This window comes from Winogradskyella eximia (genome assembly GCF_003386165.1).
GTDB lineage: Bacteria > Bacteroidota > Bacteroidia > Flavobacteriales > Flavobacteriaceae > Winogradskyella > Winogradskyella eximia.
This window is the reverse complement of sequence record NZ_QRDV01000006.1, coordinates 56,061-72,516: the sequence shown is the minus strand read 5'-3', so window position 1 is coordinate 72,516 and position 16,456 is coordinate 56,061. Positions and strand designations below refer to the sequence as shown.

The 16,456-nt window shown below is 30.7% G+C and carries 22 protein-coding genes; all 22 read left to right on the top strand.

Features of this window, described 5'->3' with window-relative positions; all coding sequences use genetic code 11:
- The 22 genes from DFQ10_RS12900 (at position 1) to DFQ10_RS12795 (ending at position 16,453) form a co-directional block, all read left to right on the top strand.
- Positions 1-243 carry a phosphopantetheine-binding protein gene (locus tag DFQ10_RS12900; protein ID WP_115817850.1) on the top strand — a complete coding sequence of 81 codons (243 nt, stop codon included), beginning with the start codon at positions 1-3 and terminating at the stop codon, positions 241-243.
- Between the two features lie 16 nt (positions 244-259).
- Complete coding sequence (locus tag DFQ10_RS12895; RefSeq protein WP_115817849.1) at positions 260-1,144, top strand: LpxL/LpxP family acyltransferase; 885 nt, start codon at positions 260-262, stop codon at positions 1,142-1,144.
- 1 nt (position 1,145) lies between these two features.
- Positions 1,146-2,069 carry an NADPH-dependent FMN reductase family protein gene (locus DFQ10_RS12890; RefSeq protein WP_115818002.1) on the top strand — a complete coding sequence of 308 codons (924 nt, stop codon included), beginning with the start codon at positions 1,146-1,148 and terminating at the stop codon, positions 2,067-2,069.
- An 11-nt stretch (positions 2,070-2,080) separates the two neighbouring features.
- Positions 2,081-3,217 carry a beta-ketoacyl-ACP synthase III gene (locus tag DFQ10_RS12885; RefSeq protein ID WP_115817848.1) on the top strand — a complete coding sequence of 379 codons (1,137 nt, stop codon included), beginning with the start codon at positions 2,081-2,083 and terminating at the stop codon, positions 3,215-3,217.
- Position 3,218: 1 nt separating this feature from the next.
- Complete coding sequence (locus tag DFQ10_RS12880) at positions 3,219-3,650, top strand: hypothetical protein (RefSeq protein WP_115817847.1); 432 nt, start codon at positions 3,219-3,221, stop codon at positions 3,648-3,650.
- Positions 3,650-4,105 carry an ABC transporter permease gene (locus DFQ10_RS12875; RefSeq protein ID WP_317124893.1) on the top strand — a complete coding sequence of 152 codons (456 nt, stop codon included), beginning with the start codon at positions 3,650-3,652 and terminating at the stop codon, positions 4,103-4,105. Before DFQ10_RS12880 ends, DFQ10_RS12875 begins: the two co-directional genes overlap by 1 nt.
- A 91-nt stretch (positions 4,106-4,196) precedes the next feature.
- Positions 4,197-4,604, top strand: a complete 408-nt coding sequence (locus tag DFQ10_RS12870; RefSeq protein ID WP_115817845.1) for a hypothetical protein — start codon at positions 4,197-4,199, stop codon at positions 4,602-4,604.
- A complete protein-coding gene (locus DFQ10_RS12865; RefSeq protein WP_115817844.1) occupies positions 4,594-5,589 on the top strand; it encodes a BtrH N-terminal domain-containing protein in 996 nt (331 codons plus the stop codon). Before DFQ10_RS12870 ends, DFQ10_RS12865 begins: the two co-directional genes overlap by 11 nt.
- Positions 5,590-5,598: 9 nt before the next feature.
- Positions 5,599-6,342 carry an ABC transporter ATP-binding protein gene (locus DFQ10_RS12860; RefSeq protein ID WP_115817843.1) on the top strand — a complete coding sequence of 248 codons (744 nt, stop codon included), beginning with the start codon at positions 5,599-5,601 and terminating at the stop codon, positions 6,340-6,342.
- The gene (locus DFQ10_RS12855; RefSeq protein ID WP_115817842.1) at positions 6,335-7,600 is read left to right on the top strand and encodes an ABC transporter permease; all 1,266 of its coding nucleotides are present in this window, start codon (positions 6,335-6,337) and stop codon (positions 7,598-7,600) included. Before DFQ10_RS12860 ends, DFQ10_RS12855 begins: the two co-directional genes overlap by 8 nt.
- A complete protein-coding gene (locus DFQ10_RS12850; RefSeq protein WP_115817841.1) occupies positions 7,578-8,033 on the top strand; it encodes an acyl-CoA thioesterase in 456 nt (151 codons plus the stop codon). The genes DFQ10_RS12855 and DFQ10_RS12850 overlap by 23 nt, the downstream gene beginning before the upstream one ends.
- Complete coding sequence (locus DFQ10_RS12845) at positions 8,026-9,177, top strand: beta-ketoacyl-[acyl-carrier-protein] synthase family protein (RefSeq protein WP_115817840.1); 1,152 nt, start codon at positions 8,026-8,028, stop codon at positions 9,175-9,177. The genes DFQ10_RS12850 and DFQ10_RS12845 overlap by 8 nt, the downstream gene beginning before the upstream one ends.
- A 9-nt stretch (positions 9,178-9,186) precedes the next feature.
- Positions 9,187-10,248, top strand: a complete 1,062-nt coding sequence (locus tag DFQ10_RS12840) for a methyltransferase (protein WP_115817839.1) — start codon at positions 9,187-9,189, stop codon at positions 10,246-10,248.
- Between the two features lie 6 nt (positions 10,249-10,254).
- Positions 10,255-10,872, top strand: coding sequence for a 3-oxoacyl-ACP synthase (locus tag DFQ10_RS12835; protein ID WP_115817838.1), 618 nt, complete (start codon positions 10,255-10,257; stop codon positions 10,870-10,872).
- 1 nt (position 10,873) lies between these two features.
- Positions 10,874-11,131, top strand: coding sequence for a phosphopantetheine-binding protein (locus tag DFQ10_RS12830; protein WP_115817837.1), 258 nt, complete (start codon positions 10,874-10,876; stop codon positions 11,129-11,131).
- A gap of 137 nt (positions 11,132-11,268) precedes the next feature.
- On the top strand, positions 11,269-12,471 hold the full coding sequence (locus tag DFQ10_RS12825) for a beta-ketoacyl-[acyl-carrier-protein] synthase family protein (RefSeq protein WP_115817836.1): 1,203 nt from the start codon (positions 11,269-11,271) through the stop codon (positions 12,469-12,471).
- On the top strand, positions 12,468-13,532 hold the full coding sequence (locus DFQ10_RS12820) for a beta-ketoacyl synthase N-terminal-like domain-containing protein (protein ID WP_115818001.1): 1,065 nt from the start codon (positions 12,468-12,470) through the stop codon (positions 13,530-13,532). The genes DFQ10_RS12825 and DFQ10_RS12820 overlap by 4 nt, the downstream gene beginning before the upstream one ends.
- Positions 13,526-14,302, top strand: coding sequence for a polysaccharide deacetylase family protein (locus tag DFQ10_RS12815; protein WP_115817835.1), 777 nt, complete (start codon positions 13,526-13,528; stop codon positions 14,300-14,302). Before DFQ10_RS12820 ends, DFQ10_RS12815 begins: the two co-directional genes overlap by 7 nt.
- The gene (locus tag DFQ10_RS12810; protein ID WP_115817834.1) at positions 14,295-14,912 is read left to right on the top strand and encodes a LolA family protein; all 618 of its coding nucleotides are present in this window, start codon (positions 14,295-14,297) and stop codon (positions 14,910-14,912) included. Before DFQ10_RS12815 ends, DFQ10_RS12810 begins: the two co-directional genes overlap by 8 nt.
- Entirely contained in the window at positions 14,893-15,498 is a 606-nt protein-coding gene (locus tag DFQ10_RS12805; protein ID WP_115817833.1) for a hypothetical protein, read from the top strand. Before DFQ10_RS12810 ends, DFQ10_RS12805 begins: the two co-directional genes overlap by 20 nt.
- Before the next feature lie 2 nt (positions 15,499-15,500).
- On the top strand, positions 15,501-16,082 hold the full coding sequence (locus DFQ10_RS12800; RefSeq protein ID WP_115817832.1) for a porin family protein: 582 nt from the start codon (positions 15,501-15,503) through the stop codon (positions 16,080-16,082).
- Positions 16,082-16,453, top strand: coding sequence for a 3-hydroxyacyl-ACP dehydratase (locus tag DFQ10_RS12795; protein WP_115817831.1), 372 nt, complete (start codon positions 16,082-16,084; stop codon positions 16,451-16,453). Before DFQ10_RS12800 ends, DFQ10_RS12795 begins: the two co-directional genes overlap by 1 nt.
- Positions 16,454-16,456 lie beyond the last annotated feature (3 nt).

The window sequence follows — 16,456 nt, the reverse complement described above, 5'->3', positions numbered from 1 at the left end:
ATGGATAAAGAAGTTATTATTGAAAAAATAAACAACTTTCTTATAGATGAATTTGAAGTTGAATCTGAAGACATTTCTCCTGAAGCTAACCTAAAAGACACTCTTGATCTTGATAGTTTAGATTTTGTTGATCTTGTTGTCTCTGTTGAATCTAATTTTGGGATTAAATTAGTAGGAGAAGATTTTGTAGATATTGTATTGCTTGAAGATTTCTATAACCTTATTGAAAATAAACTTAAATAATTTTACTTAAATATTTATGGCTGCTGAATGGAAAGGAAAGTCCAGAGGTACAGTTTTAGGTTATAAAATATTTATATTTTGTATCAAAAAACTAGGGTTACCCTCAGCCTATTTTGTATTATATTTTGTAGCCGCATATTTCTGTTTTTTCGCAAAAGACAGCACCACATCGGCTTACTACTATTTCCGCAAAAGACTACAATACTCTAGATTTAAAAGCATTATTAGTATCTATAAAAGTTATTTTGTCTTTGGACAAACTATTATAGACAAGATAGCCATTTCTTCAGGCTTAAAATCTAAATTCACATATGATTATGATGGTGTTGACCAAATTAAAGAAGTCCTAAAACAAAAAAAAGGTGGCATATTAATCAGCGCACATTTAGGTAATTTTGAAATTGCCGAACACTTTTTTGGAGAGTTAGAAGAAAGAGATTTTATAAGTTTATTAACCACTGATGTTGAACATACAGCGATAAAAAACTATCTTGATACTGTTGTAAAAAAGTCTAATATTAAAATCATTTTAATTAAAGAAGACCTTTCTCATATCTTTGAGATTAACGCAGCGCTAACAAGAAATGAAATTGTTTGCATTACTGGTGACAGATATATTAAAGATTCAAAATATTTAACTCACGAGCTACTAGGCAAAGAAGCAAAGTTTCCTGCTGGACCATTTTTAATTGGTTCTAGACTGCAAGTACCTGTTTTATTTGTTTATGTTCTAAAAGAATCTAGAAAGCACTATCACCTCTATGCAAGGACATCTACAACAAAGGGCAGAGATGCCAACGCATTACTAAAAGATTATACACAAAGCTTAGAATGGATGCTTAAAAAATATCCTTTGCAATGGTTTAATTACTTTGACTTTTGGAATGCAAATAAAAAATAAGATGAAAAACATTCTAGTGATACATTATTCTCAATCTGGTCAACTTACAGAAATAATGAATAATATAGCAAGACCTCTAAGCGCTAATAAGGACGTAAATGTTGTTCATTATGAAATAAAAATGGAGACACCATTTCCTTTTCCTTGGAAAAAGAATACTTTTTTTAATGTGTTCCCTGAATCTTTTCTTCAAATTCCATCTAAAATACAATCGATACCAGAACATATTTTAAATCAAAAATATGATTTAGTGCTTTTTGGTTATCCAGTATGGTACTTAAGCCCTTCAATACCTACAACGTCTTTTTTAAAATCACCTGATGCTAAAAAACTGTTAGCCAACACACCTGTAATTACCGTTATTGGCTGCAGGAATATGTGGATAATGGCTCAAGAAAAAGTAAAGCACTTACTCAAAGACTGTAATGCAAAACTAGTTGGTAATATTGCTTTAGTTGATAGACACATAAATCACATTAGTGTAATCACCATTGTGCAATGGATGTTTACTGGTAAAAAAGAACGCTTTTTAGGTATTTTCCCTAAACCTGGAGTATCTCAAAAAGATATAGACGAATCTTCAAAATTTGGTAATATTATATTAGATCATATTTCTAATAACAACCTAGAAACTATTCAAAATAACCTCCTAAAAGAAAAGGCCGTTGTTATTAAATCTTTTCTCGTTTTAGCGGATCAACGTGCTAATGTTTTATTTGATAAATGGGCTAAACTTATCTATTCTAAAGGCGATGCAAATAGTGAAAAGCGAACCGTTTGGCTAAAAATGTTTAACTATTATTTATTATTTGCCATTTGGATTATTGCTCCGTTGGTTTTTATTCTATTTTTGTTGACTTATATACCTTTGTACGGAAAAATAAAAAGGGATAAAAAGTATTATTCATCAGTAGAAATTAAATAGAAGGGGCAACAATGAAGGACGTTTATATAACTAGAATATCAAAAATTTTACCTAATGATCCCATTAGTAATGATGAAATGGAAAACGTTTTAGGTCAAATTAATGATAAACCTTCTAAGGCAAGACGAATTGTATTAAGAAACAATGGTATAAAACAACGTTATTATGCTATTAATAAGAATGGAGAGTTTACACATTCTAACGCCAAATTAACGCAAGAGGCCATTTCAAAATTATTTGATCAATCGTTTACAGAAAACGACATGGAACTTCTATGCTGTGGTACATCTACACCAGATCAATTATTACCGTCTCATGCCGCCATGGTACATGGACTATTAGCCAATAAAAATTTAGAAATAAATTCAGCTTCAGGCATTTGTTGTGCAGGTATGAGTTCTTTAAAATTTGGTTATCTATCTATTAAAGCTGGGAATTCTAACAATGCTGTTTGTACAGGTTCTGAAAGGGTTTCTACCAGATTATTAGCAAATAAATTTGAAGAAGAATCAGAGTTACTTTCAAAATTAGAAAAACTACCTATAATAGCATTTAAAAAAGATTTTTTACGCTGGATGCTATCTGATGGTGCTGGTGCAATGCTATTAGAAGACAAAAAAAATGAAATAGGCATTTCTTTAAAAATTGATTGGATGGAAGCCTATTCTTTTGCTCATGAATTAGAAACCTGTATGTACTCTGGTGGAGAAAAGCTTGAAGACGGATCTATAAAATCTTGGACAGAATATAGCTCTAAAGAATGGTTAGAAGACTCTATCTTTTCTATAAAGCAAGATGTTAAGATTTTAGAAGAACACGTTATTAATAAAGGTGTAGAAAGTATGGAAATGGTCTTTAAAAAACATTCTAAAGACTCTTCGGATATCGATTATTTCTTACCTCATATATCGTCTCAATATTTTGCCGAAAAATTAAAAAACCGAATCAAAGAAAAAGGATTAAAAGTTCCAGAAAGTAGCTGGTTTACTAATTTAAGTAAAGTTGGTAATGTTGGGTCTGCTTCTATCTATTTAATGCTTGAAGAATTGATGGCCTCTGGACGATTAAAAAAAGGAGATAAAATAATGTTATCTGTACCAGAAAGTGGTAGATTTTCATACGCATACGCTCATTTAACCGTTTGTTAATATGAATTTATTAGATACACCAATTACAACTATTGAAAATTTAATACCGCAAAAATCACCTTTTGTAATGGTAGATGCGCTATTAGGTTTTTCCGACACACAAATAGTATCTTCGTTTAAAATTTCTGAAAGCAATATTTTCTTTAAAAACCATACCTTATCTGAGTCTGGAATAATAGAAAACATGGCACAAACTGTGGCGCTTCATACGGGATACGACTACTATTTAAAAGGACAACCTGCTCCAACAGGTTATATCGGTTCAATAAAAGAAGTTCACATTTTATCACTTCCTGCTTTAGATGAAATTATAAATACAGAAGCACATATTTTACAAGAATTTATGGGAGTTACTTTAGTAGAAATAACTGTTTTTAATTCTAAGAAAGAGAAGATTGCTACAAGTACAATGAAAACTGTTATTGCCAAATAATGATGGACCTTAACAAAATTGATATATCAAACTTTTTACCGCATCGTCCTCCATTTTTATTGTTAGACAAAATTCTAATTCTCACTGATGAAGAGGTGTCTGCATCATTTAAAATAGAGGAAGATAATCTCTTTGTTGAAAATAATTATTTTAACGAAATGGGCTTGGTTGAAAATGCGGCACAAACGTGTTCATCAATTGTAGGTAAAAGTTATTTTGACGATGATGATACAGAAGGTAAAGGAGCTAAATTAATTGGTTTTATTAGTGCCATTAAAAAAATAACAGCATTTTCTTGTCCTAAGGTTGGAAGTACCATAATATCTAATGCAAAATTAACCTCGAGGTTTGACACAGAAAGTTATAGCGTATGCTCTTTAGAGTGTCATATTTTTGAATCTACTAACCTATTGTTATCTTGTGAGCTTAATTTGGTTATCAAAGATTTAAAATAGTTTAATGCTGCGAGCATTCTAAAAAAAAGTTGATACCCTAAAGCAATGCTTTAAAGGCACTCACATTGCTATTTAAACAATACGAATAAACATGAAAAAGAATGATGTTCCTCAAGATGATGGTGGTTTAGAAAAAGACAACATTAAAGAATTGTGTTACGCAGTTGATGAGAAAGGAGAATATACCACAATAAAAAGCACTGGTTGGGATCCTAAAACAATTGCTTTAGATAATGCACTTCAAGAAATTAATGAGCGCATTAATAATGCAAAAGAAAGGGTTTTAAATGGCGAAACTAGTCCTATTGAATATTATATGGAATGCCATAAAATGGATATTGGTATCTTAGCGAGTTATGTAGGTAAGTTTCAATGGCAAGTAAAAAATCATTTTAAAGTAAAAAAATTCAATAAACTTTCTGAAAAAACATTAGCAAAATATGCCAGTGTTTTTGATATTTCGATAGACCAATTAAAGGATATTAATTATGGAAATTAATTTTACTCACCACCAAACGGCTCATTGCGAAAATGGAGTTGTTTCTAATTTAATGAAGCATAATGGCTTTAAAGTGAGTGAGCCAATGGTTTTTGGAATAGGATCTGGTTTATTATTTTGTCATATTCCTTTTTTAAAAGTAAACCACGCTCCTGCAGTAACTTATAGAGTAATGCCTGGTCAAATTTTTAAACGTTTTGCTAAACGTACAGGTATAAAAATTAAAAAAGAAAAATTTAAAAGTCCAAAGCAAGCTAAGGATCGATTAGATGAAAACTTAAAAAAAGACAATCCTGTTGGCTTACAAGTTGGTGTTTATAACTTAACCTATTTTCCTGATGAATATCGTTTTCATTTTAATGCTCATAACTTAATTGTTTATGGCAAAGAAAACGACAACTATTTAATTAGTGATCCAGTAATGGAAACAGTGACAACTCTTACATCTAAAGAGTTAGAAAAAGTTCGTTTTGCCAAAGGTGCTTTTGCTCCAAATGGACACATGTATTATCCTATAGATTTCCCAAAAGAACTAGATATTAATACAGCCATTGTTAAAGGTATAAAAAACACTTGCAGAGACATGCTTGCACCTGTCCCAATTGTTGGGATTAAAGGCATAAGGTATACTGCCAAACTTATACGTAAATGGCCAAAAAGCAAAGGCGTTAAGGTTGCCAATCACTACTTAGGTCAAATTGTAAGAATGCAAGAGGAAATAGGCACAGGTGGAGGAGGTTTTAGGTATATTTACGCAGCATTTTTACAAGAATCTAGTAAAATACTTAATAATAATTCCTTAGCGGAATTATCTAAAGAAATGACCGAAATTGGTGATTTATGGAGAGATTTCGCATTAGAAGCCTCTCGAATTTATAAAAACAGAAGTGCAAAAACGGATGCTTATAATAAAGTGGCCTCTCAATTAGAAATCATTGCAGACAAAGAAGAAATCTTCTTTAAAAAATTAAAAAAAGCCATTTAATAATTTCACATGATAGAAATCAATCAATTATCTAAAAAGTATAAAGGTGCAGATTTTTTTTCTGTGACTGATTTAGATTTAAGTATTTCTAAAAAGGAAATTTTTGGATTATTAGGACCTAATGGAGCAGGAAAAACAACAGTAATATCCTTATTGTGCTCTTTAATAAAACCCACTTCTGGTTCATTTACCATTGATGGACTTACTTACAAGAAAAACAAAAACCAATTAAAGCAACTTATTGGTATTGTACCTCAAGAATATGCTTTATACCCAACTTTAACCGCTTTTGAAAACCTTCAGTATTTTGGAAGCATGTATGGTTTAAAAGGTACCGAATTAAAAGCAAAAATTAATGCCGCTTTAGAAACGTTAGGATTATCTCAATTTTCACATAAAAAAATAGACACTTTTTCTGGTGGAATGAAACGTAGAATTAATTTAATAGCAAGTATCCTCCATGATCCAAAAGTGTTGTTTTTAGACGAACCAAGTGTTGGTGTTGATGTGCAATCTAAAAATGTAATTATAAATTATTTAAAAGAACTCAATAAAAAAGGAACTACCATAATTTACACTTCTCATCATTTAAATGAAGCCGAATCTTTTTGCACCAAAGTAGCCATTATAGATCATGGAAAAATTGTAACACAAGGCAGTCCAAAAGACTTAATAAATAACCAACCAAATGCTAATAATCTTGAAGATGTATTTTTGGCATTAACAGGAAGCGCTCTAAGAGATCATGCATAAATTACTAGCATCAGCACATAAAGAGTTTTTATTACTCACTAGAGATATTGGTGGTATTGCCATATTATTTATAATGCCTTTAGTATTAATTGTTACTATTACTTTAATCCAAGACAGTACTTTTAAAACGGTATCTGAAACTAAAATACCAATCCTTTTAGTCGATAACGATAATGGCTCTGTTTCTGCAACTATCAAAAAAGGATTAGATGAGTCTAACGTATTTGAAGTTATTTCAATTGAAAAAGAAGACCAAGCCAAAACCCTTGTTTTTAAAGGAAAAAATCAATTAGCGATAATAATCCCTAAAGATTTGTCTTCGGATTTAGAGCAAAAAATCAACCAAAATGTTGAAGATATATTGAGTAAATTTGGCTTAGACGAAGAAGAAACCACGCAAAAAGAAAGTTTTAGTGCTAAAGAAGTTAAATTGTACTTTGATCCAGCGACTCAAATCTCATTTAAAAGCTCAGTAAAAAATGAGATTGATAAAATGATCTCAAAAATTGAAACACAATCCATTTATAATGCGTTTCAAAAACAAATAACTGACGATCCATCTGAAGCTATTTTTGAAACAGAAAATTTTATAAGCTTTACAGAAATATTACCTAAAAAAGATGATGAATTTATAATACCAAATTCTGTTCAGCACAACGTACCTGCTTGGACACTATTTGCTATATTTTTCATTATAGTACCATTATCTATAAACATTGTAAAAGAAAAGAGCCAAGGCACTTTTGTAAGATTGAGAACAAATCCCGTATCCTATCTAACTGTACTTGGAGGAAAAACGGTAATCTATTTAGCTGTTTGTTTAATTCAGTTTGTAATGATGTTGCTAATTGGTGTATATTTATTTCCAGCCATAGGTTTACCAACATTAAATGTTACTGGTAAATTACCGCTTTTATTTATTGTTGCATTTTTTGCAGGTTTAGCTGCTATAGGTTTAGGGTTATTACTTGGTACTTTAGCAAAAACACAAGAACAGTCTGCACCGTTTGGAGCTACTTTTGTTGTAATCTTAGCCGCTTTAGGAGGTGTTTGGGTACCTGTGTTTATTATGCCACAATTTATGCAAACACTATCTAACATCTCACCAATGAATTGGGGACTAAACGCCTTTTATGATGTTTTTTTAAGAAATTCTAGTCTATTAGAGATTGTACCAGAGATAACATTGCTATTTTTGTTTTTTATCATCACAACTTTAATTGCCGTTGTTTATAATGAAAAGAAAAATGCAGTCTAAGCAAAAAAAAGAAATTAGTTTTATTAGCAAGGTAAGAGTTCGGTTTGTAGAAACGGATCCCTTAGGTATTGTTTGGCATGGAAACTATATTCAATATTTTGAAGATGGTAGAGAAGCTTTCGGCAGACATCATAACATAGCCTATTTAAATCAAAAAGACTTTGGCTATGCTACTCCCATTGTAAAATCATCTAGTGAACACAAATTACCTTTACGTTATGGTGATGTGGCTACTATAAAAACTATTTATGTAGATAGTCGTGCCGCTAAAATGATTTTCAGGTATGAAATTTACAATCAAGATGATCTACTTGTTTGCACTGGTGAAACTGTACAAGTTTTTGTCGACCAAATTGGTCAAGGTGACTTATCGTTAGCAATTCCTGAGTTTTTTAAAAAGTGGAAACAAAAAGTTGGACTTATTGATGAGTAAAGTTTACCTATCATATAATAATATAGTGTCGTCACTTGGTTTTGATAGTAAAACTGTGGTGAATAATATTCACAACGAAGTTTCCGGATTACAATTAGTTGAAGACAAAAGCAAATTTTCTCAGCCTATCATTTCTTCTATCATAGACGAAAAAACACTAAGTGATAGCTTTGCTAAGTTAAAGGCAGAAGGCAATTTTACAAGATTAGAGCAAATGATGCTAACATCGTTAAATAGCGTTATTGAAGCCTCTAAAATCCCTTTAACTAAACGTGTTGGTTTAATTGTTTCTACCACAAAAGGAAATATTGATGTTTTAGATAAAAACAGTGAATTCCCAAAAGAAAGAGCTTATTTAGATGTATTAGGCCAAGTAATAAAAGATTTTTTTAAATTTCAAAACGACGCCATCGTTGTTTCTAACGCCTGTGTTTCAGGTGTTTTAGCTTTAGCTGTTGCAAAACGTTATATTAAATCGGGTGTTTATGACCATGTGTTTATTGTGAGCGGAGATATGGTAACTAAATTTATTTTATCTGGTTTTAATTCATTTCAAGCACTTAGTAGCGAGCGTTGTAAACCTTACTGTAAAAACCGAACAGGAATTAATATTGGTGAAGTAGCCGCAAGTGTTTTTGTTACAAATGATAAATTAAATTTAGCAGAAGAAGCCGTAACCATTTTAGGAGAAGGCTCATGTAATGATGCTAATCATATTTCAGGACCTTCTAGAACTGGAGAAGGTTTGTTTAGAAGTATAAAATCAGCCATAAAAGAAGCTAACATAACTAATGAGCGTATTGATTACATTTCTGCTCACGGAACCGCAACACCTTTCAATGATGAAATGGAAGCCATCGCCTTCAATAGATTAGGTTTAGGTGAGGTTCCTCTAAACAGTTTAAAAGGCTATTTTGGACATACTTTAGGCGCTTCAGGTTTACTAGAAACCATTATTGGCATGCATTCACTAAATAATAATACCCTTTATACCTCTTTAGGGTTTGAAGAATTAGGTGTCTCTCAGCCCATAAATGTAATAACGCAAACAACAACTAAAAAAATGGATATTTTCCTTAAAACAGCTTCTGGTTTTGGAGGCAGTAATTTAGCGGCAATATTTAAAAAAGTAAATAACGAATAAAAATATATTATGGAAAATACGTCATTGAGAGCTATTGATGCAATTCAAGAAGCACAAAAAATTGCTTTTGCACCCTTTGTGTTTCAAGCAACAGTTTCATTGAGAAAACTTGGTGTTTTTAGTTTAATTTTTGATAGAAGAAAAAAAGGCGGTATTACCATAGAAGAGCTTTCAAAAGAACTTTCAATAAGTGTTTATGGACTTGGTGTTTTATTAGAAATAGCTGAAAGTTCTGAAATTGTTAGTAAAGACGATTCAGGAAATTTTGAATTAACAACCACAGGTTACTTTTTAAATTATAACGAAACTGTAAACGTTAATATTAACTTTACAAATGAAGTGTGCTATAAAGGATTATTCCATTTAAATGACGCCATCAAAACAGGAAAACCAGAGGGTTTAAAAGAACTTGGTAATTGGGATACCGTTTATGAAGGCTTATCTCAATTGACGCCTGAGGTTAAAAAATCTTGGTTTGAATTCGATCACCATTATTCGGATGCTATATTTAATGATGCTTTAGAAATAGTGTTTAGAACTAATCCTAAAACCATATTTGATATTGGTGGCAATACAGGAAAATTTGCCATAAGCTCTTGTAAATACAACGAAGACGTATCCATTAAAATAATTGATTTACCTGGTCAATTAAATGTTGCTCTTAACAATGTAAAAAATGAAGGCTTTGAAAAGAGGGTTTCTGGTTATGAAATAGATTGGTTAAAAGATAATCCATCAATTCCAACAGGTGCAGATACTATTTGGATGTGTCAATTTTTAGATTGTTTTTCTGAAGAGGAAATTCTGAAGATATTATCTACCTGTGTTAAGTCTATGGACGACAATACCGAATTGTTAATTATGGAAACCTTTACAGACAGACAAAGATTTGACAATGCTAAATTTGTATTAGAAGCAACCTCTCTGTATTTCACAGTAATGGCAAATGGAAACAGCAAAATGTATCCTGCAGAAGTGTTTTTAAAATTAATTGACAAGGCAGGTCTTGTTCTCGAAGAAGATATTAATGTTGGTGAATACCACACCATATTAGTTTGTAAAAAAAAGTAACAATTAATGAATTCTGACTATTATATAAGCTCTTTTTGCAGCATTAAAAACAATACGATTTCCTTAAATGGGTCTAAAGTTTATAGTGATGAGAATATTGAATTTTCAGAATTTATAAAAGCAGCTTATAAATCTCTTAACACCAACTATCCTAAGTTTTTTAAAATGGATGCTTTAAGCAAACTCGCTTTTTTAGCTGCTGATGTTTTACTAAAAAACGAGAACTTAAACAGTGAAGAGGAAAATGACATTGCCATTGTGTTTTCTAACAAAGCATCAAGCTTAGACACAGACAGAAAGCATCAAAAATCAATTGACAATGAGGAAGATTACTTTCCTAGTCCAGCCGTTTTTGTATATACATTGCCAAATATTTGCATCGGAGAAATTAGTATTAAGTACAAGCTGTTTTCTGAAAATAGTTTTTTTATATTTGAAAACTTTAATGCGCAACATTTATTGGACTATTCCAGTAGTTTGTTAGCAACGGGAAAAACAGATAAAGTGCTTTGTGGCTGGGTAGAATTAGATGGTGATCAGTATGATGCTTATTTATATTTGGTAACTAAAACAGGAACAACAACACACAATAAAAAGAATATAATAAAATTTTATAATACATAATATGGAAACTTTAAAACAAGAGCTAAAAGAAAATATTGTAGAACAATTGAACTTAGAAGATATAGCTGTAGAAGATATTAATGACAATGATATATTATTTGGAGATGGCTTAGGTTTAGATTCTATCGATGCATTAGAATTAATTGTAATGCTAGATAAAAATTATGGTATAAAACTATCAGACCCAAAAGAAGGTCGTGCTATTTTTGAGTCTATTGAAGTATTAGCAAAATATATCTCTGAACACAGAACAAAATAAGAAAGTCTGTTAAACTAAGAATTTCTAAAACTGTTTAATAAAAGACAGTCACAAATTCATAGAAACTATAAAACGGTTATGAATTATTAACCATTTTATAAAGCATTAAAATTCTATATTATAAGGAATAATCAAATATGAGTAAAGGTGTCGCTATTACAGGAATGGGAATTATTTCTGCTATTGGAAACAATGTAGAAGAAAATTACGCATCACTTGTAACAGGGAACACAGGAATTTCAAAAATTTCTAAAATTGAAACCAATCATAAGGATAGCATTATGGTTGGAGAAATTGGATTCACCAATCAAGAATTAGAGCAACAACTAGGGCTTTCTTCAGAAAACAATTACTCTCGTACAGCATTTTTAGGTGTAATAGCAGCTAAAGAAGCCATCAAAAATGCTGGGATTTCCGATATAAACAATTACAAAACAGGCTTAATTTCTGCCACTAGTGTTGGTGGAATGGATAGAACCGAAGCTCATTATTACGACTATGCAGTAGATAAATCTACTCAAAAGTATATTGAAGGCCACCATGCTGGAGATTCTACTCAAAAAATAGCTGAACAATTAGGTATAAAACAAAGTTTAGTAACTACCATAAGTACGGCTTGCTCTTCTGCTGCCAATGCTATAATGCTTGGCGCCAGATTAATTAAATCCGGACAGCTAGATAGAGTTATTGTTGGCGGAGCAGATTGCTTATCAAAATTTACAATTAACGGTTTTAAAACTTTAATGATTTTATCGGACACTTACAATTCACCGTTTGATGAACATAGAAAAGGGTTGAATTTAGGTGAAGCTGCTGCTTATTTAGTTTTAGAATCTGATAAAGTTGTGCTATCCGAAAACAAACCTGTTTTAGCTTATGTAAAAGGTTATGGAAATGCCAATGATGCTTACCATCAAACAGCATCTTCCGAAAATGGAGACGGAGCAACTTTAGCAATGCAACAAGCATTAAAAGTAGCCGAATTATCTCCAAAAGACATTAGTTACATTAATGCTCATGGTACAGCTACCGGAAATAATGATTTATCTGAAGGTAGAGCAATATTAAGAGTATTTGAAAACGATATACCAGACTTTAGTTCAACCAAAGCTTTTACAGGACACACACTTGCTGCTGCCGGAGCTATTGAAGCCGTTTATTCAGTATTAGCGCTTCAAAATAATGTGATTTATCCTAATTTGAATTTTAAAACTCAAATGAAGGAATTTAATATAACTCCACAATTAGAATTTAAAGAAAAAGAACAGCATACTATTATGTCTAATTCTTTTGGTTTTGGTGGCAATTGTTCAACCATTATTTTTTCAAAAAAACAATGAAAACGGTTTATATAAATAGTGTTTGTTCTATTTCATCACAAAAAACATTTGATAATTCAGAGTTTTTAGACGAAATCATCTATCATGAAGACAATTTAATTCCGGTTGTAAATCCTAATTACAAGGATTACATATCTCCATCTGAATCTAGGAGAATGGCAAAAGGTGTTAAAATGGGAGTTGCAGCATCTAAAATAGCTTTAAAAGATGCTAATTTAGATACCGTAGATGCCATTATTACTGGTACAGGAATGGGTTGCCTTAGAGATTCTGAAAAATTTTTAGGTGCACTAATTGATAATGATGAGCAGTTTTTAACACCAACATCTTTTATACAATCTACGCATAATACGGTTGGAGGGCAAATCGCTTTAAACCTACAATGTAAAGGCTACAATTTTACTTATGTACATTCTAGTATTTCATTTGAATCAACAGTATTGGATGCCAAATTAATGTTAGAAAACAATGAAGCCAATACCATATTAATTGGTGGTGTTGATGAAATTGGAGATTATACAGCTAAGTTACACCAAATAATCAATCATATAAAGGCAGAAAAAACATCAACTTCAGAATTATTAAATTCTAAAACAGAAGGTGCCGTTTTTAGTGAAGGTGCAAATTTCTTTGTATTATCTAATGAAAAGCAAACCTCGAGTTATGCCGAAATTATTGCTATTAGCACATACAATACTTTAGGTAATTCAAAAATATCTGACCTTGCTAAATCATTTTTAGATGAAAACAATTTAGATATTGATGCTATTGATATGGTTGTCTTAGGAAATAATGGAGATGTTACTTTTGATGGTTTTTATAATGAATTAAGCTCAGGTCTATTTAAAAATACCCAACAAGTTTATTATAAACATTTGTGTGGAGAATTTATGACAGCATCATCATTTGGAGTTTGGTTAGCTTCTAAAATTCTTAAAACTCAGAAACTTCCAGAAATTGTAAAACTTAACAATTTAAAAGATTCAAATTTTAAAACTATCTTACTTTACAATCAATATCGTGGAGAGAATCATAGTTTTACCTTACTACGGAAATGCTAAATTTTAAAACAGTAAATATAATTACAGTAATTGCTTCACTTGCATTTTTTATAACGAGCTACTTCTATAACCTATCGTTATGGTTTTTTATAATAATACTTATTCTTTGGTTTTTAATCACAGTTGCTGGATCATTTTTTATTAAATGGAACTACCATTTTAAATCACTACATTCTAACAAAACAATTAAAGAAAATGCAGTTGCTATCACATTTGATGACGGTCCACATCCAGAATTTACTCCTAAAGTATTAGCGCTTTTAAAAACCTACAATTTCAAAGCAACGTTTTTTTGTATTGGTAAAAATATTGAGGCCAACCCAAATGTATTTAAATCTATCATAGATCAAGGTCACACAGTTGGTAACCACACTTATTCCCATACCAATAGTTTCGGTTTTCTTAAAACTAATGAGGTCATTGAAGAATTGCAAAACACAAATACAGTAGTAAAAAACAGCATGGGTTTAACCATGAAATTATACAGACCTGCTTTTGGTGTCACAAATCCACGTATAAAAAAAGCAATAAAAGTAACCCAATTACAATCCATTGGCTGGAGTAAAAGGTCCTTAGACACCACTTTTAGAACACCCGAAAACATCTTTAATCGTACCACCAAAAACCTTTCTAAAGGCGATGTAATTTTGCTTCACGATACAAGTTTAAAATCGATTGTAGTATTGGAACGGTTATTGTTATTTTTACAACTCCATAATATGGAGTCTGTTACCATAGACTCTCTATTCAATATAGAACCTTATGCGTAAAATCGTTTACATCTTATTTTTTATGGTTGCTGCTGTAAATGCTCAAACCAAAATGAGCAGTTCAGAATCAGCCACTTTAAAAGCAAAAGTAAAAGCACACGCGACCACTATAAACACTTTAGTCAGTGACTTTACACAATACAAACATTTAGACTTTTTATCTAATGATATTGTCACCTCTGGTAAACTCGCCTTTAAATCTCCAAACACCGTTAAATGGGCATATACAACCCCTTTTAAATATTCGGTATTGTTTAAAAACGATAAACTTTTTATTAATGATGAAGGAAAAAAAAGCGATGTTGATTTAGGCTCTAATAAAATGTTTAAACAACTAAATTCATTAATTATTAATAGTGTTAAAGGAGATATGTTTGATGATAATGAATTTGACATTCTCTATTTCAAACAAGAATTGAATAGTGAAGTTCATTTTAGTCCTAAAGACAAGGAGTTTTCAAAATACATAAAGGCTTTTCATATTGTATTTAATGATGAAGGTCATGTTGTAGAATTGAAAATGATAGAACCTTCTGAAGATTACACAAAAATTGTTTTTAACAACCGAAAAATAAATACCTCTTTATCTGATGCGATATTTGCTGAGTAGTTTTTGTTTGTTGTTTTTAGCTTGTGGTTCTTATCCTAAAAAACAAAATTTTCAAGTTGAGCAAGATGCAACGAGCATCTTTCATAATCCTTATTTTTCAAATGCAACTAAAGATTATGTTTACAAAGCCAATATTGAGGTCTACGACAATACCTTTAGCGGTATTTTTATCGTAAAAAAGTTAGGAAACTCTAATCATCGTATTGTATTTACTACAGAAATGGGAAATAAAATTTTCGACTTTTCCTTTGTAGAAGGCACATTTAAGGTTAACTTCATAATTGACGCTATGGATAAAGCTATTTTAATAAACATTCTAAAAAAGGATTTTAAAGTTTTAGTTGAAGAAGAATTATCTGTTATTAAATCCTATTCATTAGAAAACACTTTAGTGCATGAAATAACTATAGATTGTAAAACCTATTTTTATTTTAAAACACAACAGCTCGATAAAATAGTTCGTGTAGGGCATGGTAAAGAAAAAGTAACTTTTTTATTTTCAGAAATTAGTGATACTATTGCAAACCAAATTAAAATTTTACATTCAAATATTAAGCTTAACATCAATTTAAAATCAATCAATTAATTATGAAAAAATTAATATTAGTATTCGCATTTATTACATTAAGTACAACTGTATTTTCACAGGTAACCATAAGACCTGGCGTTAGAGCTGGAGCCAATATATCAAATTTCACCAATACTGAACATGATTCTAAAACAGATTTATATATTGGTGCATTTGCAGCAATTAAATTGGCAGATTTTTACACACTTCAACCTGAAATAAATTATTCAAGACAAGGAGCGAAGTCAAAATTTTCTAGTCATAAATACGAGATTAATTATGTAGGTATAACATTAGCCAATAAATTTTCTCCTTTTAAAGAAATAGGCTTAAACTTCATTCTCGGTCCTTCTATAAATATTAAGGTCAGTGATAATTTTAATGATTATTATGACGACTTAGAAGGTTTCGATTTTTTACTTTTTGGAGGTTTAGGTTATGAATTTCCTTTTGGTTTAGGTATTGAAGCTAGATATAACATTGGGTTAATAGATATTTTTGGAGGTAATGTTAACGCTGAATATGAAGAAGATACAAATATTGATAATTTAATTTTAAACAAGGTGTTTCAAATTGGAGCCACTTATAAATTCGATTTTTAATGAGTACATCACTTGAAGGTTTATACAAATTAGATGATTTAACGGTTCAGGATGCTTCTGCAACAGCTAAAATTACGATTAACAAAGATCACATTGTATTTAATGGGCATTTCCCAGACAATCCAGTAATGCCTGGAGTTTGTATGATGCAAATTATTAAAGAAATCACTGAAAAAATTGTTGAGAAAAAGTTGTTTATGCAATCTGCAAGCAACATTAAATTTATGGCGTTAATTAATCCATTTATTAATCCTGAATTAGAATTACAACTTAACATTATTGAAACAGAAGAAGGTTATAAAGTTAAAAACATTTCAAAATTTGAAGATACTATTGCTTTAAAATCTACCTCTAATTTTATAATGAAATAATTA